Source organism: Flavobacterium enshiense, assembly GCF_022836875.1.
Lineage (GTDB): Bacteria > Bacteroidota > Bacteroidia > Flavobacteriales > Flavobacteriaceae > Flavobacterium > Flavobacterium enshiense_A.
Genome location: NZ_CP090376.1, coordinates 1,103,766 through 1,126,166, shown reverse-complemented (window position 1 = coordinate 1,126,166; position 22,401 = coordinate 1,103,766). Strand labels below are relative to the sequence as shown.

Sequence of the window (22,401 nt, the reverse complement as noted above, 5' to 3'; positions counted from 1 at the left end):
CTCCTTTTTTTCTTATCTTTGAAACTATGAAGATTGACAATCAAATAGAAAAAATATCCCGTTTTGAACATCTGGAACTTCTAGCCAACCAGATTGTGGAGGGCTTCATTTCCGGAATGCATAAGAGTCCGTTTCATGGTTTTTCTGCTGAATTTGCCGAACACAAAATCTACAATGCAGGAGAAAGCACCAAACACATCGACTGGAAATTATACGCCAAAACTGATCGATTGTATACAAAACGCTTTGAAGAGGAAACCAATTTGCGTTGCCATTTAATTATCGACAATTCGTCTTCCATGCATTATCCGAAACTGAAAGACGGGCAATTTTTCTATGAAAATAAAATCGGGTTTTCCGTTCTGGCTTCGGCTGTTTTGATGAATCTTTTGAAAAAACAACGGGATGCCGTTGGGTTGAGCATTTATTCCGACACCTATGACTATTATGCTCCGGAAAAAGGAAGCGAGCGCCATCATCGCATGCTTTTAAACCAGCTGGAATCGATTTTACAAACACCGAAAGAAGCCAAAAGAACAGACACTATCACGTATTTACATCATATTGCCGAAAAAATGCACCGCCGTTCCATGATTATTTTGTTCACCGATATGTTTCAGGGCGAAGATGACGAACGACTTTTTAAAGCACTGCAGCATTTAAAACACAATAAACATAAGGTGGTTCTGTTCCATGTTATCGACAAGAAAACAGAATTCAATTTTGATTTTGACAATGCGCCGAGAAAATTCATTGATGTAGAAACCGGTGAACAGGTAAACCTCTTTGCCGAAAACATTAAAAAAGACTATGAAAAACTGGTGGAAGCCTATTTTGAAAAAGTAGCCAACACTTGTTCACAATATAAAATAAAATACGTTCCCGTTTCTGTAGATGAAAAATTCGAAAAAATATTAACCACCTATCTTATTGAAAAACAAAAGTTTAGATAAACGAATCAGAAAAAACAAAATTATTTTCGCCAAAACATTTGGAAGACTTGAAAATGATTGTATATTTGCATCCGCAATAAAGCACTGGTTTGGTAGTTCAGTTGGTTAGAATACATGCCTGTCACGCATGGGGTCGCGGGTTCGAGTCCCGTCCAGACCGCCAGTCAAATGTAGAGTAAAAAGCCTTTCGAAAGAAAGGCTTTTTTGCCCTCAGAAACAAAATTAAAAACAGTTGTGTTGTTTAGGTACGAAAGTACCAGGTTTAGTAGTTAGACCAATGAAAAGCTTTCCATTTTTATGGAGAGCTTTTTTGATTCTGACTCGAATTAGTTCTTTTCGAAGTTTTAAAACACTTTTCAATTACTGAAAATCAACTGTTTAAAAAAAATATTGATTTTTTTTGAAAAAATATTGCACAAACACAAAATTAGACATACTTTTGCAACGCAATAAAGCACTGGTTTGGTAGTTCAGTTGGTTAGAATACATGCCTGTCACGCATGGGGTCGCGGGTTCGAGTCCCGTCCAGACCGCCAGTAACAAAAAAGCTTCGAGAAATCGGAGCTTTTTTTATTTTATACTACATTTGCCTGCAACTCGAAGACTATGAAAAATCCACGGCTGGCATTACTCATCGGTATTTTCTGCATCTCTGTTTTCCCGATCCTGGTAAGATGGACACCTGTTTCCGGTTTAAGCTCGGCATTTTACAGAATGGCCATCGCCGCCGCTATTGCTCTACCAGTTATGCTATTCCGAAAGAAACTGGAAATCCCAAATCACAAAACAGCACTGATTATAATACTTGGCGGAATCTGTTTTGGCTCGGATATCGCCGTTTGGAACATCGCCATTCAGCAATCCTCCGCCACACAGGCCACATTACTCACCAATCTGGCCCCTATTTGGGTCGGACTGGGCATGTTTTTCTTTCTTCCGAACAAACCCAAAAGGAATTTCTGGATTGGCGCATTCTTTGCCATTATCGGAATGATTGTCTTGATTGGCTATGAAACTTTTTATCAGTTAAAATTCGACATCGGGTTTGCATTTGGACTCCTGTCCGGAGTTTTTTACGCGGTCTACATCCTATTAAGCAAATATGTTCTTAACCAATTGCAGCCCACAAGTTTCATGACTTACAGCATGCTGGTTTCAAGTGTATTTCTTGCAATAATATGCCTGATTTTCAACCAGCCTTTTTACGGATTTTCAACAACGGTTTGGAGTGTTTTGTTTGTTCAGGGAATCCTGTGTCAGCTGATTGCATGGACATTGATCAGTTATGCGACGCAAAAAATGGAAGCCAACCGCGTTTCGCTCAGTCTTCTCAGCCAGGCATTAATCACTTCAATAATGGCATGGATTTTCCTAAAAGAAACCATCACCCTCCAAATGATAGTTGGCGGAATAATCATCTTATTAGGAATCGGGATAACTTTCCGCAAAAGCAATCAAAACTAAAACCAGGAACTTCGGTACTCCCACACTTTTGCAATAAATAATCCAAAGTAAATCACACAAACGACAAATTTCACAAAAGTTGAAGCCAGAAAACCAACAAAAGAACCAGTAGCCGCCTTAACTGCACGTTTATGATCCCTGCTGTCGTAAATCAATTCACCTATCAAGGCCCCAACAAACGGCCCAATTACAACACCTAAAGGAATCGGCGCAACTAAACCGACAATCAGACCGATATTCATTCCCCAAACACCATAAGAACTCCCTCCAAACCTTTTGGTTCCTTTGGCAGGAATAATGTAATCCAAAATGCCAACCACTATCGCAATAAGCAATGTGACACCCAAAATCCAATAATCATCAGGCACCGCTTTAGTGAGATACAACATAAGTAAACCCAGCCAACCGACAGGAGGCCCGGGCAATACCGGAAGAACACTTCCTAATAGGCCAACAATCATTAAAACGAAACCTGCAATTAATAAAAAGTATTCCATCTATTTTTTTACTATTTTTGACACTTAAAATTACACTTTTACGATGTCTAAAAAACTTTTTGCACTGACTATCTTTTCGCTAACGGTTATTTCCTGTCAGCTTTTTGACAAGAAAACACCGTCCGAAGACGAATTGCTGCAAAAAGAACTTAAGAAAATCGACTGGAAAAAAGTAGATGCCTTCCCATCTGTGGACGCTTGTGATGTACTGACCGACGAAGCCCAGCGCAAACAATGTTTCTTTGAATATCTGACACAAACCATTCAGGAAAAACTGAGTGTTGACACTTTAACCATACTCTATCCCGAAATCGACACCATCGAAGTTAAGGTGACGGTATTCCCGGATTCCCGTTTGGAATTCGAGCCGCAGTTCCCGAAAGACAGCGTGGCTTACGACAAAATCGAAATCGACAGCATCCTGCACGCTAAACTGGTAGACCTCCCGAAAGTAAACCCGGCCATAAAACGCGGAATCCCGGTAAAAACACAATTTATACTGCCGGTTATCCTAAAAACCAAATAAGCTATTTGATATTTTCGCGTTTCCACTCAAAACCTCCTACGAGCGAATACAGAGCTACGCACGTGCTGAAGAAAGGATAAATCAAACTGCTTACCACTACCGAATATACATGCATTTTGAGAAATCGGTTGGTTTGGATCATCAGAATAAAATCGACAACAAACTTTACCGAAAACAAAACCAAAAGGAATTGCCAATTCATCAGATTAAAAACTGTCAGTAATAAACCGGCAACCATAATAAAATTGGCCACAAAAACCATTATTGCCAATCCTTTGGCAAAATCACTCTGATACGCCGATGCTTTTGAAGCCCAACGCACCCTTTGCTTGAATAATTTAAACCAGCTTTTCTCAGGTTTAGTAGTTACTATCGCATCGTTATTTTTCAGATAATGCACTTTTTCAGGATGCTTAGCAATGGCTTTCTGCAACAGAAAAACATCATCTCCGCTGGCAATATGGTTATTACCGTAAAATCCCTTCAAATCGGAAAAAATCTCCTTCGTATAAGCAAAATTGGCTCCGTTACACATAAACGCTTCATTCAAACCAAAACTTCCTATACTGGCGCCCTGAAGACTCAATAAATCCATCTGCTGAAAATGCGACAGCAATCCTCCTTTCGTTGGAAACTTAACTGCTCCGGCAATCATTTCCGCACCATTATTCTGAATGTACACATCATAAACAGAAAGCCATTCCGGCTGAACCATACAATCTGCATCGGTAGTAATGATCCAGGGATGTTTTGCAATGGTCACGGCACGGGTAATTGCATCTTTTTTAGGCGATTTGGAAATTCGTACATTATCCAGGATTGTCAGATGCACCCATGGATTTTCCATACGCCAATTATTAATAACACGAACCGAATTATCCTTGGATTCATCATCAACAAAGATGACTTCGAATTGCTCTTTCGGATAATTAAGATGCGATAACGACTGTAATAAATCGGGAAGATTATGTTCTTCGTTGCGAAACGGAATCACGACTGAAAATCCGGTCTTGTTTTCCGAACCATTCGATTTCTGAAAATAGCTTACTTTCGAAAAACCCCAAATCAGCAATCCGATAAAAAACACGTAATTGATAAAAATCAACACAAAAAACAAGTTTACGATTTCCATTGCGCTTTAAAATTTAAAACAAAATAACTTCCGATTACTACCGGAATCACAACATTCAAAAACCACATTAGCGTACTGATAAACAACACAATCCATTCGTTTACGCCCATCAATCCAAAGAAATAAACGGCCACGCTTCCTTTTACCGCAAAATCGAGAAACTGAAACGTTGGTAAAGACGAAGCCAGAAAATAAACACTCGTTATGGCTGCCATCAGCATCAGATAAGGCAGCTGAACATCAAAAATTAAAAATAGGAAATAATACTGATGAGAGAAAACCAGATAGCGTCCTATAGCCAGCAATATGTTTTTCTGATGAATGCGCTTCGGAATCCCGTTAATTTTGTGAATCAATTTTTCAACAGAATAACCTCTGACACTAATCTTTTTCGTAAAAAAGAGAACAATTAGAATTAATAGTAAAATCCCAAACAGAATCCCGACCATTTTCCCTGTAACAATACTGAATTTCGCATTGAAATACATCAACCCGAAAATTCCGAACACAATGGTAAGCAGCATTTGAATTCCATTGCAGATAAGATTCAGAAAGACTATTTTCTTGGTTTGTGATTTATCAAAAAACAGGGCTTTGCCAGCGTATTCCCCTATTCCGTTTGGTGTAAACAATCCCGCCGTTAGCGCTCCTAAAACCTGCTTTGACGCTTCCCTTAGCTTTATTTTATTAATAACTTCCACCAGATTCTGCCATTTCAAAATCTCCAGAAAACGGTTCAGAAATGTCAGAAACAAAATAAAAGCTATGCTTCCGAAGGACTGTTTTTCCAGCACCAGCTCCTTAAACTTCATCCAATCCAGTTTATCATCATTGGCCAACCTGTCATAAATAAAATAAAATGCGCCGCCCACAACCAAAAGTTTGATCAGAAGAACGAGGAATTGCTTAGCTTTGTGGGGTACAGAAATCATCGGCACAAAATAACAAATTAAAATTGGCAAACGAACGCATCATATTAGGAATTGACCCAGGAACGACCATTATGGGTTTCGGACTCATTCGTGTCGTGAATAAAAAGATGGAATTCATTCAGCTGAACGAATTGCAGCTCAATAAAATGGAAGATCATTACATGCGTTTGAAACGAATTTTTGAACGGACCATTGAACTCATTGACACCTATCACCCTGATGAGATTGCCATTGAAGCACCTTTCTTCGGGAAAAACGTACAGTCAATGTTAAAACTGGGACGCGCTCAGGGAGTGGCTATGGCCGCTGGTTTGTCTCGCGGTATTCCAATAACCGAATACGAACCAAAGAAAATAAAAATGGCCATCACCGGAAACGGAAATGCCAGCAAGGAACAAGTGGCCAAAATGCTTCAGCAATTGGTCGGATTAAAAGAACTTCCCAAAAACCTGGACTCCACCGACGGACTCGCAGCAGCTGTCTGCCATTTCTTTAATTCGGGCAGAGTTGAATTAGGAAAAAGTTATTCCGGTTGGGATGCTTTTGTGAAACAGAATGAAAATAGAGTAAAGAAATAGTTTTCAGTCTCGGTTTTCAGTCTCCGCACTGTTAACTGCGACTGCAACTGAACACTAAATAATGAGCGGCATCTACATACATATTCCCTTTTGCAAGCAGGCTTGTTATTACTGCGATTTTCATTTTTCGACTTCCCTGAAGAAGAAAGACGAAATGGTACAGGCCTTAGCAAAAGAAATCCGCCTACGCAAAGACGAATTTGCAGATGAAGTAATCGAAACCATTTATTTCGGCGGCGGGACACCAAGCATTTTATCAATTGCCGATTTGAAAATGCTGATTGACCAAGTGTATGAAAATTACACGGTCACAGAAAACCCCGAAATAACAATAGAAGCCAATCCGGACGATTTATCGGAAGAAAGGATCATTGAGCTTTCCGAAACAAAAATCAATCGTTTAAGCATCGGTATCCAGTCGTTTTTTGAAGACGATTTAAAGTTGATGAACCGTGCTCACAATGCTGATGAAGCGAAAAAATGCCTCGAAATCGCCACCAAATATTTCGACAATATTACTGCCGATTTAATTTATGGGATTCCGGGACTGAGCAACGAACATTGGCGCCAAAACATTCAAACACTCCTGGATTTGAATATTCCGCATATTTCTAGTTATGCCTTAACGGTCGAACCGAAAACCGCATTGCAGAAATTCATTAAAAAGGGACTCGTTCCCCAACCCGATGATGCGGTGGCCCATGAACAATTCCTTATGCTTGTGGATATCCTTGAAGCCAACGGATTCATTCATTATGAATTGTCGAATTTCGGAAAGAAAGACTATTTCTCCCTGAATAATTCGGCCTACTGGCTCGGAAAAAAATACCTTGGCATCGGTCCGTCCGCACACAGTTATGACGGGGTCAACCGAAGCTGGAATATTGCCAACAACGCCATTTACCTCAAATCGTTAGCTGAAAACAAATTACCCAGCGAAACTGAAACACTGACAGTTACTGACCACTATAACGAATACATCATGACCGGTTTGCGTACCATTTGGGGCGTTTCTTTAGACAAAATCGAAACCGAATTCGGAGAAAACATGTTGCATTACCTGCTTGAAAATGCACAGCGTCATCTTGACGATGAAAAACTGATTCTGGAAAACAAGGTGCTTCGGACTACAAAAAAAGGAAAATTCTTTTGCGACGGAATTGCATCGGATTTATTTTATTTAAATTTGGAGGAATAAATACTTCCTATTTAATGTTAACTACGATTTTCCACAACAACAACGAATTCAAAATCGACTTATCAAAACCGCTTGATATTTCCCTGCCTCTATCCAATACAGACCAGAACCCGATTGCCTGGTACATAGAAAAACCGGAAATCGAACCTGTTCGTTTCGGGGATTGGGTCGGTAAAGTATCTGAAGGGAGTTCGTCTACGAATTTCAACAACATTTTTTTCAACCCGCACGGACATGGTACGCACACGGAATGTTTAGGACACATCACACGTGATTTTTACAGCATTAATCAATCTCTGAAGCAATTCTTTTTTACTGCGGAAGTGATTTCAGTACAGCCACAAGCGGATGGTGAAGATTTTGTAATTACCAAAGCACAGATTGAAAAGGCTTTACAGGGAAAATCTCCGGAAGCCATCATTATCAGAACATTGCCAAATTCTGCTGAAAAAACCTCAAAAAAATATTCGAATACGAATTGGGCCTATCTGTTGGAAGAAGCGGCAACTTTCATCCGCGAAAGCGATATCAAACATTTGTTAATTGATTTGCCTAGTGTTGATAAAGAACATGACGAAGGCAAATTATTGGCGCACAAAGCTTTCTGGAATGTAAAAGACGTAAATAATCTAAATAGTGATGCCAGAATGAATTGTACCATCACCGAACTGATTTATGTGGAAGATCAAATTTCTGACGGCAGTTACATACTAAACCTGCAAATTGCTTCGTTTGAAAACGATGCGAGTCCGAGCAAACCAGTTTTGTATAAAATAATGTAGCCATGACCATCGACGTGTATTACGATTACTGCCTGGCCAAAAAAGGCGTCACCGAACATTTTCCTTTCGATGAAGACACCCTGGTATTTAAGGTGGGCGGAAAAATGTTCGCTTTATCGTCGTTGCAGGAATGGGAAAACGGAACACCTTCGGTAAATCTGAAATGTGATCCGGATTGGGCTTTGGAATTGCGCGGACAGTATGATGACATCCAACCAGGCTATCACATGAGCAAAGTACATTGGAATACCGTCAAGATAAACGAATCGGTTACTGATGTGTTTGTAAAAGAACTTATCGACCATTCTTATGATTTGGTTTTTAAGACTTTAACTAAAAAACAACAGCAGGAAATTAACGAATCTTAAAAATAGGCATTACTTTTGATGCCGATTTCACGACAAATTTTATCAAAGAACGATGATTGACAATTTAAAGAAAATATTGAACGAAGACCAGGATCCGAAAGCGATTGAAAAAATCACTTCCAAACTGGAGAATTTATTAATGTCCAATGAAGAAGTTGGTTATATCGCCGTACAAAAAAAACCGGCGGTAACCATTTTACCGGACAGCATTGTGGTGACCAACAAGCGAATCATTCTGTGTAAACCGAAAAATTTAGGTTTGTCAATGGAATTCACAGATTATGATTGGGATGACATTGCAGCCGCGTTTGTAAAAGAAGGTATATTAGGTGCCGAATTTACGTTCAGCACTGAATCGGAACTTACGCATACCATTGATTATTTACCAAAAAATCAAGCCCGAAAATTATATACGTTCTCAAAAGAACAATTGGATTTATTAAAGAATCCAACATCAGTCACTGCAATTGCCGTAGAAGCAAAAGCGGAAATCCCCGCTGAAGAAACAGTTGAAGAAATGGAAACCGAAGAAGTAACGTCATTTGCCGAAATTATGCCGGTGACTCCTTTTGTTCAGGAAAGTATTTCAGAATCGGCGCCACAGCCAAGCGGTGATAAGAAATTAAGCGAAATGAGCCACGATGAACTGTTTGCCAAATTGCAGAATTACAAAAAACTGCTGGACAACGGATTGATCCTTCAGGGCGAATATGATAAACTGAAAGCGGAAATTTTACAGTACATGTAGAAAATAGTAACAAGGGATAAGCTAAAAGGGATAAGTGTTTTTGAAACCGCTTATCCCTTTTCTCTTTTTACTTTTCCCTAAAATTACATCACACTTTTCTGTTTCTCAGCATAAGCATCGGATTGCATTTTTAACAACTCGGCAGCGGCTTTTCGTTTGTAATCGTAAATTTCTTTGTCTTCCCGGATATCAGCATACACTTTATCATAAATCGCTGCATCGGTTTGTTTTTGAAGATTGCGTTGATACAAGTTTTGCTCGATCTGTACTTTTAAAGCCGTTTCATTATCTTCCAGCTTGAAATCATATTCTCCGCGGGGAGATAGTAATTTGGCAATAATAGGAGAGGTTTCCACAGCCAAAAACAACAGCATGATGAAAAATGACGGTAGCCATGGCAATTTATCCAAGGCTTTGATTCGTGCCATCAGTCCGTCGAAACCTTCGATAATCGGTTTGGAATCGGCTACTTTCTTATCTAAATCCGCTTGCAGGGTTTTTGATCGTGCTTCTTTTTCGACAATGGTTTTAGCCGAAGCCACTTTTAAAGAATCCAGTTGTTTGAGTGCCAGGTCATGAGCTGAACGTTTTTCTTTGTAAATAGGTCCTTTTCCCATTTTTTTGGTTCCGGCGGTTCCTTCGGCTTCGGTAATGTAGGATTGGTATAAATCAGCTACTTCTTTCTCTTTGCCCTTGATACTTGATTTGATGCTGTCTATTTCCGCCTGATTTTTAGTTACATCTCCTTTGAAATAATTGGTCACCTGATTTTTGTTGGCGATGGCCATTTCATTTTTTTCTTTCAACAAAACGGTATTGATTTCTTTTTCGAAGATTTTGATTTCCAGCGGCTTTGAAATTACAATGGCGATAATCATGGCCAGCACAATTCGGGGCGACGCCTGAAGCAATTCGCTGCGAAACCTGTCTCTTTTTCTGATGGTGGAAACGATGAATCGGTCTAAATTAAAAATGAGCAGCCCCCATACAATCCCAAAGAAAACCGCAAAATAGACATTATCGAAAACGGTAAACAGGGCGTAACTTCCCGCTATAAAAGCCATAACAGCCGTAAAGAAAACGGTGGCACCTACACCTACATACTTGGTTTGTTCCCCTTCGCTACAGGAGTCGAGAAGCGATCTATCTGCGCCGGAGCACAGAATGAAAAAGCGTTTTAACATGATGATGATTTTTGATTGATGATGATACTGCAAAGTTAACGCCAAATTTCATTTTTCGGCGTAACAATTTGATATAAATTTGGTTATAGAAAAAACAGTCTTTTTAAAAGTGGTTTTTATTTTCGAAATCAGTCAAAATTCACAATACCTACTTCAATCTTGATTCGAATAAATAGATTTGTAACTATTAAAGGCTAACCTTTTTAAGATGTCATTATTCCTAATTATTACAAACTGAAGATTCATATCGTTTTTCTTACTTTCCCTAGTTTTCTTGCCATTTTATCGGTAGACCCCTTCATCCTTTCCCTATTACTAAAATTTGAAAGTTTATTGCGTTTTTTCAGTTCTCTTAATCTTCTTGCCTGTTCATCGCTAATCTCCTCTGCCATTTCTTTCATAGCAACCGAATCTGCAACACGAACTCCTTTTTTATAGAAAATAATTTTCATAGTGTCCCTATCACACTTTAAATGCTTGTCTTTAAGATTTTTGTCAAAATAGGCATTAGTATACAACTGACATTGATAGGGTTGCGGGAATTTTTCACTTCTCTTTTTTTTATAAACATAAAAAGAAGTATAATAAGCAAAATCTGCTGGTTTATAATTATTCAAAGCCTTACTATCAACACTTTTCCCGTCAATCCAAACAGCATATTCCTTTGGGTTTTTATAACTGTCATAAATTCCTTGGTACAATTCTTTTTTCTTAAATCTGGAAGGAAGTCCCAAGTACTTTCTTTTTTCAGTCAGGGTCAATTCTTCGTAAACTTTATCGAATTTTATTCCATCCATTTGGTTGTCTACAATCACCCTGACTCCGGCATAATAGGAATCTCTTCGCTTATCCTCATCAAGATTTTTTTGGTAGTATTTTGATGATACTGAATTTGTTATTTCTTCCTCTACGGTTTCAACGCAAGAGAAAGAAATCAAGCCTGCCAATAAAGGCAGAATAGCAGTTTTTTTCAAAACAATTAACCCGTTAGAAGAGTTTTTCGTCATCATAAGTAGTCGTTTTTTGGTTACTGAATAATTCAAATTGCTAGTCAGGTAAATCGTTTCGTTCATGATTCCCTTCTGCAAAAGCAGATTCTGATAAAACGGTACATCGTCGTATGCGACCACTACTGCTTGGTCGGCAAGAAATTCATGATTAAGCTGAATCGCTTTTTTATAGAAGAAAAAAACAGGATTGAACCAGAAAATTGTTTTTAAAAATTCGATGAATAAGATATCCAATGTGTGTTTCTGATTCACATGGACCAATTCATGCGTAAACAATTCTTCTTCGATATCCATCGTGTAGTAATCCTTTTCGTTAACAAAAATTGTATTAAGAAAAGTGTGTGGAAGTATTTTCTCCTTTAACAAAACCAACCTTGCACCACCGTATTGTATTGATTGATTTGATTTGGATTTTATATGAATTTTCCAGATGTTTTTCCCAAAGCGGAATAGCATCAGTAAGGTAATCAAACCGAAGAGACTCCAAAAAATTATGGGTGTATAGTCGATTACTTCTTTCACAGGGATAGAGATGTTTTTAACCTCTTCAAAGTGTGGAAGATTCATAGGAGCTGGCGTCTGCACAGGAATCTCGTCTCTGATTTCAAAAGTCAGGAAAGGAATAATCATTGAAACCACCACCGAAACCAAAAGATAAAAACGGTTAAAACGGTGTGCCTTTTCATTTTCCAACAATAAATGATAAAAAGCAAGCAGTGCCACTAAACTGATAGATGATTTGATTAAAAAGCCGGTCATTTTTTCTTTTTTTGAAGTTCTGCATCTATTATTTTCTTCAACTCCTCCAATTCTTTTTCAGACAAATTGGTTTCTTTGGTAAAAAACGAAGCAAACTGAGAAGCCGAATTGTCAAAGAAATTCTTAATCAATCCCTTGACCTGTTTTGAGAAATAATCGTTCTTTTTAACCAAGGGATAATACTCTCTTGAATTACCAAACTCATTGTACCCAACGAATCCTTTGTCAGTCATTCGCTTCAAAAGCGTGGCAATGGTTGTTGTTGCCGGTTTAGGCTCCGGATAACTTTCAAGTAAATCTTTCATGAAGCCTTTTTCAAGTTTCCATAAATGTTCCATCAATTGTTCTTCAGCATTAGACAACGCCATGTGTTCTACAAGTTTAGAATTAACTCTACAAATGTAGAATAAAAAATTATCCTACAAAACAATTAGGTGAAAAATCTATTCATTTTTATCTTCTTGCTAATTTCAAAAGACAGTTTCCGATACATTTAATTAATAATCAATTATTTATGTTAAAATAATCGTAATTTTGCATTACATACCACATGATTTCAAATCCCACGCCGCCTCAAATTTCAAAATTGAATTTTCACTGATTCACCAACATAAATTTTGAAATTATGAAAACTGTCCATTACAAATTTTTCGCACTCATCCTGTTACTTTTCATACAATACTCTACCCTTCTGGCTCAAGAGACTAAAAAGTATTATTTGACGGTGACTACCATGCACAGAAATTTTGAACATAAAGAAGGGAAAGCCGAGGATTGGCTGGCTTTGGAGAAAGAATACTTCGATAAGGTCATCAAAAAGAACGATCTCATCCTGGCGACAAATGTCCTAAACCATTATTACACTGCAAATAACGACGAAATCCTTTTTGTATTTGTATACGATAGCTGGGACGCGATTAAAAAAGCCTGGGATAAAAATGAGGAACTTGTTAAACAAGCCTGGCCAGACGAAAAAGCCAGAAAGGCATATTTTGAAAAAAGAGACAAGTACTACAAACCTAACCATTCCGATGAAATCTATTCAAGTCATGGCAATCCCAAAAATTTTGCTAAAACTCCGGACAAACCAATGGTATATTATGTCCGAAAAAGCGAATTGGCCATGCCGAAAGACGGAACTGACAAAGAATTCGACGATTTAAGCAAACAGGTCTTTGATAATCTATACATGAAAAACGATGTAATAAAAGCCTACTACCCCCATAAACATGCATGGGGCTCAAACAATTTGGATTTTGTGGAAGTTTTCGTGGTGGAAAACCTTGGCGACCTTGAAAACTCCTGGAAGAAAGAAGAGGAATTGTTTAAAGCCAAATGGAAAGACGAAAAAAGCCAGAATGAATTCGAGAAAAAAATGGGCAAATATTTTACCGGCCAACATGGTGATTACATTTACCGCTCTGTTCCCGAATTAATCAAAGTAATGGTTCCCAAATAGACTATTTTCTTAAACAGGCCTATGAAGTGACTTTTCACAAAATAAAAAGGCGCCTTCTTAGGCGCCTTTTGTATTATTTAGAAAGTTCTGTAAAATATTTATAGAACAACGGAATGGTTTCAATTCCTTTCAGATAATTGAAAACCCCGAAATGCTCGTTTGGCGAGTGGATTGCATCACTGTCCAATCCAAAGCCCATCATGATGGTTTTTGATTTCAGTTCTCTTTCAAACAAAGCCACAATCGGAATACTTCCTCCGGAACGCACCGGAATCGGTTGTACTCCAAAAGTATCGGCATAGGCTTTAGCAGCTGCCTGATAGCCCACAGAATCAATCGGAGTCACATATCCCTGACCGCCGTGATGTGGCGTAACTTTCACTTTTACCGCTTTAGGCGCTATGCTTTCAAAATGCTTTTTAAATAATTCGGTAATCTCTTCCCAATCCTGATTCGGAACCAAACGCATTGAAATTTTAGCAAACGCTTTACTTGCGATAACCGTTTTAGCACCTTCTCCGGTATAACCACCCCAGATTCCGTTTACGTCAAGCGTAGGACGGATGGAGTTTCTTTCGTTAGTTGTATATCCCGTTTCTCCGTAAACTTCCTCGATATCCAAAGCTTTTTTGTAAGCATCTTCAGAATATGGCCGTTGCGCCATTTTTTCTCTTTCTGCCATAGAAAGCTCTTCTACTTTAGCATAGAAACCCGGAATTGTGATGTGATTGTTTTCATCATGTAAGGAAGCAATCATTTTTGTCAATACGTTGATTGGATTCGCAACGGCTCCCCCATACAATCCGGAGTGCAAGTCGCGGTTCGGACCGGTAACTTCCACTTCCACATAACTTAAGCCGCGAAGACCCGTTGTGATGGATGGTTGTTGGTTGGAAATCATTCCCGTATCGGAAATCAGGATTACGTCATTAGCCAATTTCGCCTGATTGCGCTCTACAAACCAGCCTAAACTTGCCGAACCTACTTCCTCTTCCCCTTCAATCATAAATTTCACGTTACATGGAAGACAGTTGTTCTGAATCATGTATTCGAACGCTTTCACATGCATGTACATCTGACCTTTGTCGTCACAAGCGCCGCGAGCGAAAATAGCACCTTCAGGATGCAAATCAGTAGCCTTGATAACTGGTTCGAAGGGAGGTGAAGTCCATAATTCAATCGGGTCTGCCGGCTGTACATCGTAATGTCCATACACCAAAACAGTTGGTAAATTTTTATCGATTATTTTTTCACCGTAAACGATTGGATAACCCGGAGTTTCACATAACTCCACAAAATCACAGCCTGCTTTTTCAAGACTAGCTTTTACAGCTTCGGCGGTGTCAATAACATCTTGAGCGTAAGCACTGTCGGCACTTACTGAAGGTATTTTTAATAATTCAATTAACTCATTAAGAAAACGTTCTTTATTTTCCTGAACGTACTGTTTAATATTGTCCATTATGTTTTTAAAATGATGAAAGCCAAATGTACAAAAAATCAAAAGGAAAATTACAAATTGAAAATTTCAATACTTAATTTGTATTTCGTCATAAAAAATAAAAAATTACAAATCACTAATACTAAAATAGTTATCACTTTTGCTATAATTTTTTAAGGATTTATTGTATTGAAAATTTGCATTTTTAAAAGTTATACCTATATTTGCACCCACTTACTGAAACAACTACTTGTTTTATAAGCCCGCGGGTGTGGTGAAATTGGTAGACACGCCAGACTTAGGATCTGGTGCCTCACGGTGTGTAGGTTCGAGTCCTATCACCCGCACAAAAAGCTTCTCAAATCGGGAAGCTTTTTTTATTCCCCTCCTTTACATCAAAACTCCTTCTCTAGGCAATTCAAAAAATATTAATTCTTTAAAACGACGTTCAAAAGAAAATTTAAACTAACTTTAAATTCAGTAAACGTTTTCAGTAAGAAAGACAAATCAAGCCAGAAGTCTATATTGAAAGCCAAAGAGACAATGAAAACTCATATCTGTCACACATAAGAGTACAGCTTTCTTTCAAAAAGATCAGCTAAAAACAAAATGTAAAGACATGCAAAAAATAATTTCATTTTTCGGACTGCAGAACACTGATTTGAACGACAAGAGATTAATCCTGGTAAAAATCATCCTGATTTTCCTTTCTATACTATCTGTTTCCCTCTTCATCGCCATGTTCGTCCTAAGCCAATATGCTTTACGCTATTCTATAATTCTTTTTATCGTTTGGACTATAAGCTTAATGCTGGCATCGCTCGCCAAAAGACAAAATGTACGTGTCATCGCCTCTATTTACATCTCTTTTCTGCTGATCATGATTATACTATTCTCCTGGAGCGGCGGAGGAATTAAAGCTCACGGTATAAAACTTTTACCGATTGTCGTATTATTTGCCGGCCTAACCATGGGAAAACGGGAAATATGGATATTTGGAATTATTGCAGCATTAGGAGGCCTTTTTCTTGTTTTTGCCGAACATAGTAATCTGCTCACCGGAAAAGAACCACTTGGCCTTAGCCCAATAATCCATTGGACATTCACAGCTACAGCAATTTTTTTACTGTGTTTTCTGGAGAACCTATCGGTTGAAGCGCTGCGAAAGGCCCTGGCAAAATCCCAGGAAGAACTCGAACGCCGTATCAAATCGGAAGAAGCCGTAAAGCGCCGAAACGAAAAACTGATCGAAATAGCCCAATTCCAATCACACATGGTAAGAGGACCCGTAGCCAGCATAGAGGGATTAATCAACTTAATTAATTTTGACAATCCTTCCGACCCGGCTAATCTTGAGGTAATCGACAAACTTAAAACCGCAACAGAAAATTTAGATTCCGCAGTAACCCAGATTGTACAAAAAACAAAAGAAATTGACGAAACAACAAAAAATGAGGGTTGAAAATAAAATCCAGATTACCGGATTCACTAAGAAACCTTTTATTTCAAAGGGCGAAGTTTATTGCTATAGGTTATCACATAAGGATTTCCCTGACGCGAAGGATCTTTCATCACATAAATAAACTTGTACTTTTCAGTGTTTTTAACATCCAGTACCGCTTCACTTTTACTTAATTCATCGGCAATTTTTGTATCAAGCTTATTATCAATGGTGATATAACCCGCAATCCCTGTACTCAAATTACTGATCGGAGTTCCCGAGTACACCAATTTATTCTCATTGGCCACAGTAACCTTTTCTCCTTTAAAACCTTTCGTTAGAATTAAAACAGATGCCGTTTCCCCGGTCGCTTTCATTTCCGTCAAAAACTTCTTTTTTGCAGCGTCAGAAACCGATCTGAAATCATCACGATACTGAACCGCTGGCTCTTTCTTCTCTTCGGCGACCTTTTTCTTAGACGAACAACCCAAAGCAAAAAGCCCAATCAGCAAAAGTATAACTGCATTTTTCATACCCTTTCATTATTAATCCTTACTATTTAACGAACCGAACTGCAATCTATTATATCTTTGTATAGTTAAATATACGTCAAAATTTTCATGTTTCAAAAAATCGGACATCGCGGCGCTAAAGGACATGTCGCAGAAAACACCCTGGAATCCTTCCAAAAAGCAATGGATTTGGGCGTAAACGGAATCGAACTCGATGTTCACGTTTGTGCTTCCGGTGAATTAGTAGTCTTTCACGATTTTACCGTAGAACGCATGACTAACGGTAAGGGTGAGGTCCATAAGCTGACATTATCCGAACTTAAAGAACTTACAGTCGCAGGAGAATTCAAAATCCCGACTTTAGCCGAAACCTTTGACCTGATTAACCGAAAATGTTGGATCAACGTAGAATTAAAAGGACACGAAACCGCACAGCCTGCCTGTGAACTGATTGAAAAATACATTAGTGAAAAAGGGTGGGAATACGAAGATTTCATCGTTTCCAGTTTCCAAAAAGAAGAATTGGAAAAAGCCCAGGCAATTAATCCCAAAATCCGACTGGCAACTTTATCTCAAGCAAGTGTTGAACAAGCTTTGGAATGGGCCGATCAACTTTCCGCCTACGCCATTCACCCGCATTTTTCCTTACTGACAGACGACAATATTCACGCAGCCAAAAAGAAAGGCTACAAAATCAACGTGTGGACCGTTAATCATTACGAGGATATTCAACACCTGGAAACACATATTATTGACGGAATTATATCCGATTTCCCAGACAGATTATGATTACAAATTACGATATACTTATCATAGGCGGCGGTGCGGCAGGATTTTTTACAGCCATCAACATCGCAGAAAACAATCCGAAGTTAAAAATCGCCATACTCGAACGCGGAAAAGAAGTACTTTCCAAGGTAAAGGTTTCCGGTGGTGGACGCTGTAATGTGACCCATGCCTGCTTTATTCCGAATGATTTGGTAAAGTTTTATCCGAGAGGCGAAAAAGAATTAAAAGGTCCGTTTCACCAATTTTGCTCTGGGGACACTATTGAATGGTTTGAAAAACACGGCGTTGAACTCAAAATCGAAGAAGACGGCAGAATGTTTCCGGTAACCGACAGTTCGCAAACCATTATCGACTGTTTTTTAACCGCCACAAAAAAATTGGGAATCGATATTTTGACCGGTCAAAGTGTCCAATCTATTCATAAAGGCGAAAACTACTGGAAAGCAGACACCAATCACCAATCGTTTAAATGTGGGACATTGGTGATGGCCACGGGAAGCAATCCGAAAATGTGGGAGCTGATAGAATCGCTGGGACATAACATCGAAGCACCCGTACCGTCATTATTCACCTTTAACATCAAAGACAATCGGATTAAAGATTTGATGGGTGTTTCCGCTTTTACATCCGTAAAGGTGAAAGACTCCAAACTAAAAGCGTCAGGACCTTTGCTGATTACGCATTGGGGCATGAGTGGACCCGGAATTTTACGTCTTTCTGCCTGGGGAGCACGTGAATTGGCTGCGAAAAGCTATAAATTCACATTACAGGTCAATTGGCTGAACGAAACCGATTTTGAAGAAGCATTGGACATTCTGAAAAACCTTAAAGATGAAAATGCAAAAAAACTCGTGGTGAAATTCTGCCCGTTTGAGTTTCCGAAGCGCCTTTGGGAAAGTTTGATTTCCGCATCAGGCATTTCAGCAGAAACAAAATGGGCCGACATTTCCAAAAAACAACTGACCGATTTAGCTAATCAGCTGACCAACGGACAATTTCAAGTAAATGGGAAAAGCACCTTTAAAGAAGAATTCGTAACTGCCGGCGGTATCAACCTAAAGGAAATCGACTTCAAAACCATGCAAAGCAAACTCCACGACAACCTTTATTTTGCCGGGGAAATTTTAAATATCGACGCCATAACAGGCGGATTCAATTTTCAGAATGCCTGGACAGGAGGTTTCTTAGCGGCAAGAGCCATTTCCGAAAAGTAAAATTTGCTTCATTATTCCAAGCCTCCCTGAAGCGATTCCTGCCAAACTTTTAAGTCCCGCCATTTTCCTTCATAGGCCAATCGAGCCTGACGTGGCCATGTTGACGGGTTATGACGAGCGAATTGGTCCCCCGCTTTATTTAGAATCTCATTGCAGCGGTCAACCGACATTTCTGCCAAACCTTTCCAGGTCAGAATTCCGGAGGTTTTAAACAATTGTTCAATTTTCGGACCAACACCCTCTATCACTTTCAGGTCATTTTCCTCAACATCTTTGCCTAAAACCGATGATGCTAAATCATGGTCAAATGGAGGATGAACCAAAGGTTCGGGAGAGAATCCTAAAACATGACTTCCTGAAGCTATTTTAGCCTTTAAAACTTCATTTTCCGATAAAAGCACAGCTATCTTTCTTTTAAGTTTTTCAACCTCAGAAGCTTCTTTAGAATTTGAATTTAATACTGATTTCCCAATGATGTAGCCTAATAAAACTCCAATTAAGCCTACAAGCAAAACTAAAAATGCGCCCATATCTCTAAATTTTAAGTTGATTCAAAAAACCATTTTGACAAATAGCATGGTTAAGAAAGTATACAGAAACCATTCAGAAAAATTGATTCCGGAGAGATTTTTGGGTAAGCGTAAAGATAATGATAAAAGAAATTACTGATTATCCGATAATTGCGGTTATAGATGAAATGCAAAAAAAATCGACAAAAAAACTATCTGTTTAACCAAAAAATGGCAGCGTTTAAAACCGCAGCAAAGCTAACCCAGGCCAGATAAGGCAAAAGCAACATCGATGCCATTTTATCCACTCTTTTAAAGACAACATAGGTTTCGAAAATCATCAGCCACAGAAGCGCTATTTCAGCCAAAGCCAACAACGGATTATGCAAACCGAAGAAAATATAAGTCCATAAAATATTCAACCCTAATTGAATCGCAAAAAACTGCAACCCCTTACGAACGTTGATTTTATCCAATTCCATTCGATCCCAAACCAAACCGGCAGCCACTCCCATCATTATAAAAAGTACTGACCAAACCGAAACAAAAACCCAATTGGGAGGATTAAAAACAGGCTTTATCAAATTGGAATACCAAGCTTCAATATTATTGCCAATTATGAGTTTTGAAAAATAACCTATACATAAACAAGTCACAACAACGGTAAGAATTCGGGTAATTTTTTGCATTTGGATAAATTAGGATTTCAAAAATAGAAAAAAACCACAGATCCCAAAGCACTTTGGCTACGAACTAACTAAAAATGTATCTTTGCTTAAATTTTTAAAGTTTATGATTTCCGAAAAGGATTTTATCCAAAACAATTATACTGCATCTGTAGAAAGTGGCAATTTTGAATGGAGTGCCCCGAGCAATATTGCCTTAGTGAAATATTGGGGAAAGAAAGACAAACAGATTCCAGCCAATCCTTCTATCAGTTTTACATTAAATAACTGTAAGACGATTACCAAACTGGGTTTTACAAAAAAAGAAAATACTTCGACAAACTCAGCACAGGCTCAATTCTCTTTCGACTTGTTGTTTGAAGGGCAACCTAAAGAAGATTTCAAGCCGAAAATCCAAAAATTTTTCGAGCGTATTTTTGAATATTGTCCGTACCTGAAAGACTTCCATTTTACGATTGACACGCAAAATACTTTTCCGCACAGCTCAGGAATTGCTTCCTCTGCATCGGGAATGGCTGCTTTGGCGATGAATATCATGAGCCTGGAAAAAGTTTTAAATCCAGCTATTTCAGAAGACTATTTCTACCAAAAAGCCTCTTTCCTTGCCCGATTGGGTTCCGGAAGCGCGTGCCGAAGCGTAAAAGGAAGCGTAGTGGTTTGGGGAAATCATACTGAAATTGAAGGAAGTTCCGATTTGTTTGGAGTTGAATTCCCTTCAACAGTTCACCACAATTTCAAAAACTATCAGGATACTATTTTATTGGTGGACAAAGGAGAAAAACAGGTTTCCAGCACCGTCGGACACGATTTGATGTTTGGGCATCCGTTTGCCGAGCAGCGTTTTTCTCAGGCACATCACAATTTATCGGCTATAAAAAACGTTTTGGAAAGCGGTGACGTGGAACAATTCATCAAAATAGTGGAGAGTGAAGCTTTAACACTTCATGCCATGATGATGACTTCAATGCCGTATTTCATTCTGATGAAGCCAAATACACTTGAAATCATCAATAAAATCTGGAAATTCAGAAACGAGACACAAACACCGGTATGCTTTACGCTTGACGCTGGCGCGAATGTACACGTACTGTATCCGGAAAACGTTAAAGAAAAAGTTCTGCAATTTATTAAGGACGAATTAGTTGGCTATTGTCAAAATGGTCAGTACATTTGTGACGAAATAGGATTAGGAGCTTTAATGATATAATTTTTGTATATTTAGCCCATAAACTGAATATCGTAAACTGTAGCCCAAATGAAAGGACCACTTTTTTACTCGAAAATCTTACTCTTCGGAGAATACGGAATCATCAAAGATTCCAAAGGTTTATCTATTCCTTATAATTTCTATAACGGAGCTTTAAAGGTAGAAGAAAATCCTTCAGAAGAGGCCCAAAAATCGAATGCAAGTTTAAAACGATTTGTATCGTACCTGAAAGACTTGCAAAGTGAACAGCCCGAGTTAGTGACTTTCAATCTGGCAACTTTAAAAGCCGATGTTGAGCGTGGCATGTATTTCGATTCCAGCATTCCCCAGGGATATGGTGTAGGAAGCAGCGGTGCGCTGGTAGCGGCGATTTACGATAAATATGCCAATAACAAAATCACGGTTCTGGAAAACTTAACACGCGAAAAGTTATTACAGCTGAAAGCTATTTTTTCAGAGATGGAATCGTTTTTCCACGGAAAAAGTTCGGGCCTAGATCCGTTGAACAGCTACTTGAGTTTACCGATTTTAATCAACTCCAAAGATAATATTGAACCAACCGGAATTCCTTCCCAAAGTACCGAAGGAAAAGGCGCCGTTTTCTTAATCGATTCGGGAATCGTGGGTGAAACTGCACCGATGGTGAGTATCTTCATGGAAAACCTGAAAGAAGAAGGGTTCCGCAAAATGCTGAAATCCCAATTCATTAAATACACTGACGCCTGTGTGGAAAACTTCCTGCACGGCGACATGAAATCCCTTTTTGAAAACACCAAGCAACTTTCCAAAGTGGTGTTGAATAATTTCAAACCTATGATCCCGGAGCAATTCCATAAGGTTTGGCAAAAAGGAATCGAAACCAATGATTACTATCTGAAATTGTGCGGTTCCGGTGGCGGTGGGTATATTTTAGGATTTACCCAAGACCTTGAAAAAGCGAAAAATGCATTAAAAGACTATAAATTGGAAGTGGTCTATCAGTTCTAAGTTTTTAAAAACTTTCAACACATAA

General features: G+C 38.7%; 24 protein-coding genes and 3 tRNA genes. 17 read left to right on the top strand and 10 right to left on the bottom strand.

Annotated elements, in window-relative coordinates; translation table 11 throughout:
* Positions 1-26 precede the first annotated feature (26 nt).
* The 4 genes from LZF87_RS05120 to LZF87_RS05105 all read left to right on the top strand — a co-directional run bounded on the left by LZF87_RS05120 (position 27) and on the right by LZF87_RS05105 (position 2,417).
* Positions 27-953: a DUF58 domain-containing protein gene (locus LZF87_RS05120; RefSeq protein WP_244342238.1), complete on the top strand. Its 927-nt coding sequence runs from the start codon at positions 27-29 to the stop codon at positions 951-953.
* A gap of 86 nt (positions 954-1,039) precedes the next feature.
* Positions 1,040-1,116, top strand: a tRNA-Asp gene (locus LZF87_RS05115).
* A 296-nt stretch (positions 1,117-1,412) separates the two neighbouring features.
* Positions 1,413-1,489 (top strand) — tRNA-Asp (locus LZF87_RS05110).
* 70 nt (positions 1,490-1,559) lie between these two features.
* Positions 1,560-2,417: a DMT family transporter gene (locus LZF87_RS05105; RefSeq protein WP_244342236.1), complete on the top strand. Its 858-nt coding sequence runs from the start codon at positions 1,560-1,562 to the stop codon at positions 2,415-2,417.
* Here the strand turns inward: LZF87_RS05105 and LZF87_RS05100 are convergent.
* Complete coding sequence (locus tag LZF87_RS05100; protein WP_244342235.1) at positions 2,414-2,914, bottom strand: DUF456 domain-containing protein; 501 nt, start codon at positions 2,912-2,914, stop codon at positions 2,414-2,416. The genes LZF87_RS05105 and LZF87_RS05100 overlap by 4 nt on opposite strands.
* A 43-nt stretch (positions 2,915-2,957) precedes the next feature.
* Here LZF87_RS05100 and LZF87_RS05095 point away from each other — a divergent pair, with 43 nt between their 5' ends.
* On the top strand, positions 2,958-3,440 hold the full coding sequence (locus LZF87_RS05095; protein ID WP_244342230.1) for a hypothetical protein: 483 nt from the start codon (positions 2,958-2,960) through the stop codon (positions 3,438-3,440).
* A 1-nt stretch (position 3,441) separates the two neighbouring features.
* Here LZF87_RS05095 and LZF87_RS05090 read toward each other — a convergent pair whose 3' ends face one another.
* The gene (locus LZF87_RS05090; protein WP_244342219.1) at positions 3,442-4,572 is read right to left on the bottom strand and encodes a glycosyltransferase family 2 protein; all 1,131 of its coding nucleotides are present in this window, start codon (positions 4,570-4,572) and stop codon (positions 3,442-3,444) included.
* On the bottom strand, positions 4,560-5,504 hold the full coding sequence (locus LZF87_RS05085; protein ID WP_244342217.1) for a lysylphosphatidylglycerol synthase domain-containing protein: 945 nt from the start codon (positions 5,502-5,504) through the stop codon (positions 4,560-4,562). Before LZF87_RS05085 ends, LZF87_RS05090 begins: the two co-directional genes overlap by 13 nt.
* A gap of 23 nt (positions 5,505-5,527) precedes the next feature.
* On the opposite strand from LZF87_RS05085, the gene ruvC reads away from it, so the two are divergent.
* The 5 genes from ruvC to LZF87_RS05060 all read left to right on the top strand — a co-directional run bounded on the left by ruvC (position 5,528) and on the right by LZF87_RS05060 (position 9,178).
* Complete coding sequence (ruvC, locus tag LZF87_RS05080; RefSeq protein ID WP_244342216.1) at positions 5,528-6,082, top strand: crossover junction endodeoxyribonuclease RuvC; 555 nt, start codon at positions 5,528-5,530, stop codon at positions 6,080-6,082.
* A gap of 61 nt (positions 6,083-6,143) precedes the next feature.
* Positions 6,144-7,280, top strand: a complete 1,137-nt coding sequence (hemW, locus tag LZF87_RS05075) for a radical SAM family heme chaperone HemW (protein ID WP_244342215.1) — start codon at positions 6,144-6,146, stop codon at positions 7,278-7,280.
* A gap of 14 nt (positions 7,281-7,294) precedes the next feature.
* A complete protein-coding gene (locus LZF87_RS05070) occupies positions 7,295-8,062 on the top strand; it encodes a cyclase family protein (RefSeq protein WP_244342214.1) in 768 nt (255 codons plus the stop codon).
* Positions 8,063-8,064: 2 nt separating this feature from the next.
* Positions 8,065-8,430 (top strand): MmcQ/YjbR family DNA-binding protein, encoded by a 366-nt coding sequence (locus LZF87_RS05065; RefSeq protein WP_244342213.1) that lies wholly within the window; start codon positions 8,065-8,067, stop codon positions 8,428-8,430.
* A 52-nt stretch (positions 8,431-8,482) separates the two neighbouring features.
* Positions 8,483-9,178: a PH domain-containing protein gene (locus LZF87_RS05060; RefSeq protein ID WP_244342212.1), complete on the top strand. Its 696-nt coding sequence runs from the start codon at positions 8,483-8,485 to the stop codon at positions 9,176-9,178.
* 83 nt (positions 9,179-9,261) lie between these two features.
* Here the strand turns inward: LZF87_RS05060 and LZF87_RS05055 are convergent, their stop codons facing one another.
* The 3 genes from LZF87_RS05055 to LZF87_RS05045 all read right to left on the bottom strand — a co-directional run bounded on the left by LZF87_RS05055 (position 9,262) and on the right by LZF87_RS05045 (position 12,499).
* The gene (locus LZF87_RS05055; protein ID WP_244342211.1) at positions 9,262-10,362 is read right to left on the bottom strand and encodes a DUF4407 domain-containing protein; all 1,101 of its coding nucleotides are present in this window, start codon (positions 10,360-10,362) and stop codon (positions 9,262-9,264) included.
* Positions 10,363-10,604: 242 nt separating this feature from the next.
* Positions 10,605-12,131: a M56 family metallopeptidase gene (locus LZF87_RS05050; RefSeq protein ID WP_244342210.1), complete on the bottom strand. Its 1,527-nt coding sequence runs from the start codon at positions 12,129-12,131 to the stop codon at positions 10,605-10,607.
* Positions 12,128-12,499, bottom strand: coding sequence for a BlaI/MecI/CopY family transcriptional regulator (locus tag LZF87_RS05045; RefSeq protein ID WP_244342209.1), 372 nt, complete (start codon positions 12,497-12,499; stop codon positions 12,128-12,130). Before LZF87_RS05045 ends, LZF87_RS05050 begins: the two co-directional genes overlap by 4 nt.
* Before the next feature lie 257 nt (positions 12,500-12,756).
* Between LZF87_RS05045 and LZF87_RS05040 the strand changes: the two genes are divergently transcribed.
* Positions 12,757-13,590, top strand: coding sequence for a hypothetical protein (locus LZF87_RS05040; protein ID WP_244342208.1), 834 nt, complete (start codon positions 12,757-12,759; stop codon positions 13,588-13,590).
* A gap of 73 nt (positions 13,591-13,663) precedes the next feature.
* Here LZF87_RS05040 and LZF87_RS05035 read toward each other — a convergent pair whose 3' ends face one another.
* Entirely contained in the window at positions 13,664-15,052 is a 1,389-nt protein-coding gene (locus LZF87_RS05035; protein WP_244342207.1) for a dipeptidase, read from the bottom strand.
* A gap of 244 nt (positions 15,053-15,296) precedes the next feature.
* Here LZF87_RS05035 and LZF87_RS05030 point away from each other — a divergent pair.
* Together LZF87_RS05030 and LZF87_RS05025 are read left to right on the top strand one after the other, a co-directional pair.
* A tRNA-Leu gene (locus LZF87_RS05030) sits at positions 15,297-15,378 on the top strand.
* A 272-nt stretch (positions 15,379-15,650) separates the two neighbouring features.
* On the top strand, positions 15,651-16,493 hold the full coding sequence (locus LZF87_RS05025) for a hypothetical protein (RefSeq protein ID WP_244342206.1): 843 nt from the start codon (positions 15,651-15,653) through the stop codon (positions 16,491-16,493).
* A gap of 38 nt (positions 16,494-16,531) precedes the next feature.
* Here the strand turns inward: LZF87_RS05025 and LZF87_RS05020 are convergent, their stop codons facing one another.
* Positions 16,532-17,005 carry a hypothetical protein gene (locus LZF87_RS05020; protein WP_244342205.1) on the bottom strand — a complete coding sequence of 158 codons (474 nt, stop codon included), beginning with the start codon at positions 17,003-17,005 and terminating at the stop codon, positions 16,532-16,534.
* A gap of 87 nt (positions 17,006-17,092) precedes the next feature.
* Here LZF87_RS05020 and LZF87_RS05015 point away from each other — a divergent pair, with 87 nt between their 5' ends.
* Complete coding sequence (locus LZF87_RS05015) at positions 17,093-17,773, top strand: glycerophosphodiester phosphodiesterase (protein ID WP_244342204.1); 681 nt, start codon at positions 17,093-17,095, stop codon at positions 17,771-17,773.
* Positions 17,770-18,987, top strand: a complete 1,218-nt coding sequence (locus LZF87_RS05010) for an NAD(P)/FAD-dependent oxidoreductase (RefSeq protein WP_244342203.1) — start codon at positions 17,770-17,772, stop codon at positions 18,985-18,987. Before LZF87_RS05015 ends, LZF87_RS05010 begins: the two co-directional genes overlap by 4 nt.
* An 11-nt stretch (positions 18,988-18,998) precedes the next feature.
* Here the strand turns inward: LZF87_RS05010 and LZF87_RS05005 are convergent, their stop codons facing one another.
* Both LZF87_RS05005 and LZF87_RS05000 read right to left on the bottom strand, forming a co-directional pair.
* A complete protein-coding gene (locus LZF87_RS05005) occupies positions 18,999-19,517 on the bottom strand; it encodes a hypothetical protein (RefSeq protein WP_244342202.1) in 519 nt (172 codons plus the stop codon).
* 191 nt (positions 19,518-19,708) lie between these two features.
* Positions 19,709-20,185: a TspO/MBR family protein gene (locus LZF87_RS05000; protein WP_244342201.1), complete on the bottom strand. Its 477-nt coding sequence runs from the start codon at positions 20,183-20,185 to the stop codon at positions 19,709-19,711.
* Between the two features lie 103 nt (positions 20,186-20,288).
* On the opposite strand from LZF87_RS05000, the gene LZF87_RS04995 reads away from it, so the two are divergent.
* The gene (locus LZF87_RS04995; RefSeq protein ID WP_244342200.1) at positions 20,289-21,389 is read left to right on the top strand and encodes a diphosphomevalonate/mevalonate 3,5-bisphosphate decarboxylase family protein; all 1,101 of its coding nucleotides are present in this window, start codon (positions 20,289-20,291) and stop codon (positions 21,387-21,389) included.
* A 48-nt stretch (positions 21,390-21,437) separates the two neighbouring features.
* Positions 21,438-22,376 carry a mevalonate kinase family protein gene (locus LZF87_RS04990; RefSeq protein WP_244342199.1) on the top strand — a complete coding sequence of 313 codons (939 nt, stop codon included), beginning with the start codon at positions 21,438-21,440 and terminating at the stop codon, positions 22,374-22,376.
* Positions 22,377-22,401 lie beyond the last annotated feature (25 nt).

What these genes read in the sequence shown, in the direction of transcription:
- LZF87_RS05120 (WP_244342238.1), top strand. Translation starts at nt 27, where the DNA reads ATGAAGATTGACAATCAAATAGAAAAAATATCCCGTTTTGAACATCTG.
- LZF87_RS05105 (WP_244342236.1), top strand. Translation starts at nt 1,560, where the DNA reads ATGAAAAATCCACGGCTGGCATTACTCATCGGTATTTTCTGCATCTCT.
- LZF87_RS05100 (WP_244342235.1), bottom strand. Translation starts at nt 2,914, where the DNA reads ATGGAATACTTTTTATTAATTGCAGGTTTCGTTTTAATGATTGTTGGC.
- LZF87_RS05095 (WP_244342230.1), top strand. Translation starts at nt 2,958, where the DNA reads ATGTCTAAAAAACTTTTTGCACTGACTATCTTTTCGCTAACGGTTATT.
- LZF87_RS05090 (WP_244342219.1), bottom strand. Translation starts at nt 4,572, where the DNA reads ATGGAAATCGTAAACTTGTTTTTTGTGTTGATTTTTATCAATTACGTG.
- LZF87_RS05085 (WP_244342217.1), bottom strand. Translation starts at nt 5,504, where the DNA reads ATGATTTCTGTACCCCACAAAGCTAAGCAATTCCTCGTTCTTCTGATC.
- hemW (WP_244342215.1), top strand. Translation starts at nt 6,144, where the DNA reads ATGAGCGGCATCTACATACATATTCCCTTTTGCAAGCAGGCTTGTTAT.
- LZF87_RS05070 (WP_244342214.1), top strand. Translation starts at nt 7,295, where the DNA reads ATGTTAACTACGATTTTCCACAACAACAACGAATTCAAAATCGACTTA.
- LZF87_RS05065 (WP_244342213.1), top strand. Translation starts at nt 8,065, where the DNA reads ATGACCATCGACGTGTATTACGATTACTGCCTGGCCAAAAAAGGCGTC.
- LZF87_RS05060 (WP_244342212.1), top strand. Translation starts at nt 8,483, where the DNA reads ATGATTGACAATTTAAAGAAAATATTGAACGAAGACCAGGATCCGAAA.
- LZF87_RS05055 (WP_244342211.1), bottom strand. Translation starts at nt 10,362, where the DNA reads ATGTTAAAACGCTTTTTCATTCTGTGCTCCGGCGCAGATAGATCGCTT.
- LZF87_RS05050 (WP_244342210.1), bottom strand. Translation starts at nt 12,131, where the DNA reads ATGACCGGCTTTTTAATCAAATCATCTATCAGTTTAGTGGCACTGCTT.
- LZF87_RS05045 (WP_244342209.1), bottom strand. Translation starts at nt 12,499, where the DNA reads ATGGCGTTGTCTAATGCTGAAGAACAATTGATGGAACATTTATGGAAA.
- LZF87_RS05040 (WP_244342208.1), top strand. Translation starts at nt 12,757, where the DNA reads ATGAAAACTGTCCATTACAAATTTTTCGCACTCATCCTGTTACTTTTC.
- LZF87_RS05035 (WP_244342207.1), bottom strand. Translation starts at nt 15,052, where the DNA reads ATGGACAATATTAAACAGTACGTTCAGGAAAATAAAGAACGTTTTCTT.
- LZF87_RS05025 (WP_244342206.1), top strand. Translation starts at nt 15,651, where the DNA reads ATGCAAAAAATAATTTCATTTTTCGGACTGCAGAACACTGATTTGAAC.
- LZF87_RS05020 (WP_244342205.1), bottom strand. Translation starts at nt 17,005, where the DNA reads ATGAAAAATGCAGTTATACTTTTGCTGATTGGGCTTTTTGCTTTGGGT.
- LZF87_RS05015 (WP_244342204.1), top strand. Translation starts at nt 17,093, where the DNA reads ATGTTTCAAAAAATCGGACATCGCGGCGCTAAAGGACATGTCGCAGAA.
- LZF87_RS05010 (WP_244342203.1), top strand. Translation starts at nt 17,770, where the DNA reads ATGATTACAAATTACGATATACTTATCATAGGCGGCGGTGCGGCAGGA.
- LZF87_RS05005 (WP_244342202.1), bottom strand. Translation starts at nt 19,517, where the DNA reads ATGGGCGCATTTTTAGTTTTGCTTGTAGGCTTAATTGGAGTTTTATTA.
- LZF87_RS05000 (WP_244342201.1), bottom strand. Translation starts at nt 20,185, where the DNA reads ATGCAAAAAATTACCCGAATTCTTACCGTTGTTGTGACTTGTTTATGT.
- LZF87_RS04995 (WP_244342200.1), top strand. Translation starts at nt 20,289, where the DNA reads ATGATTTCCGAAAAGGATTTTATCCAAAACAATTATACTGCATCTGTA.
- LZF87_RS04990 (WP_244342199.1), top strand. Translation starts at nt 21,438, where the DNA reads ATGAAAGGACCACTTTTTTACTCGAAAATCTTACTCTTCGGAGAATAC.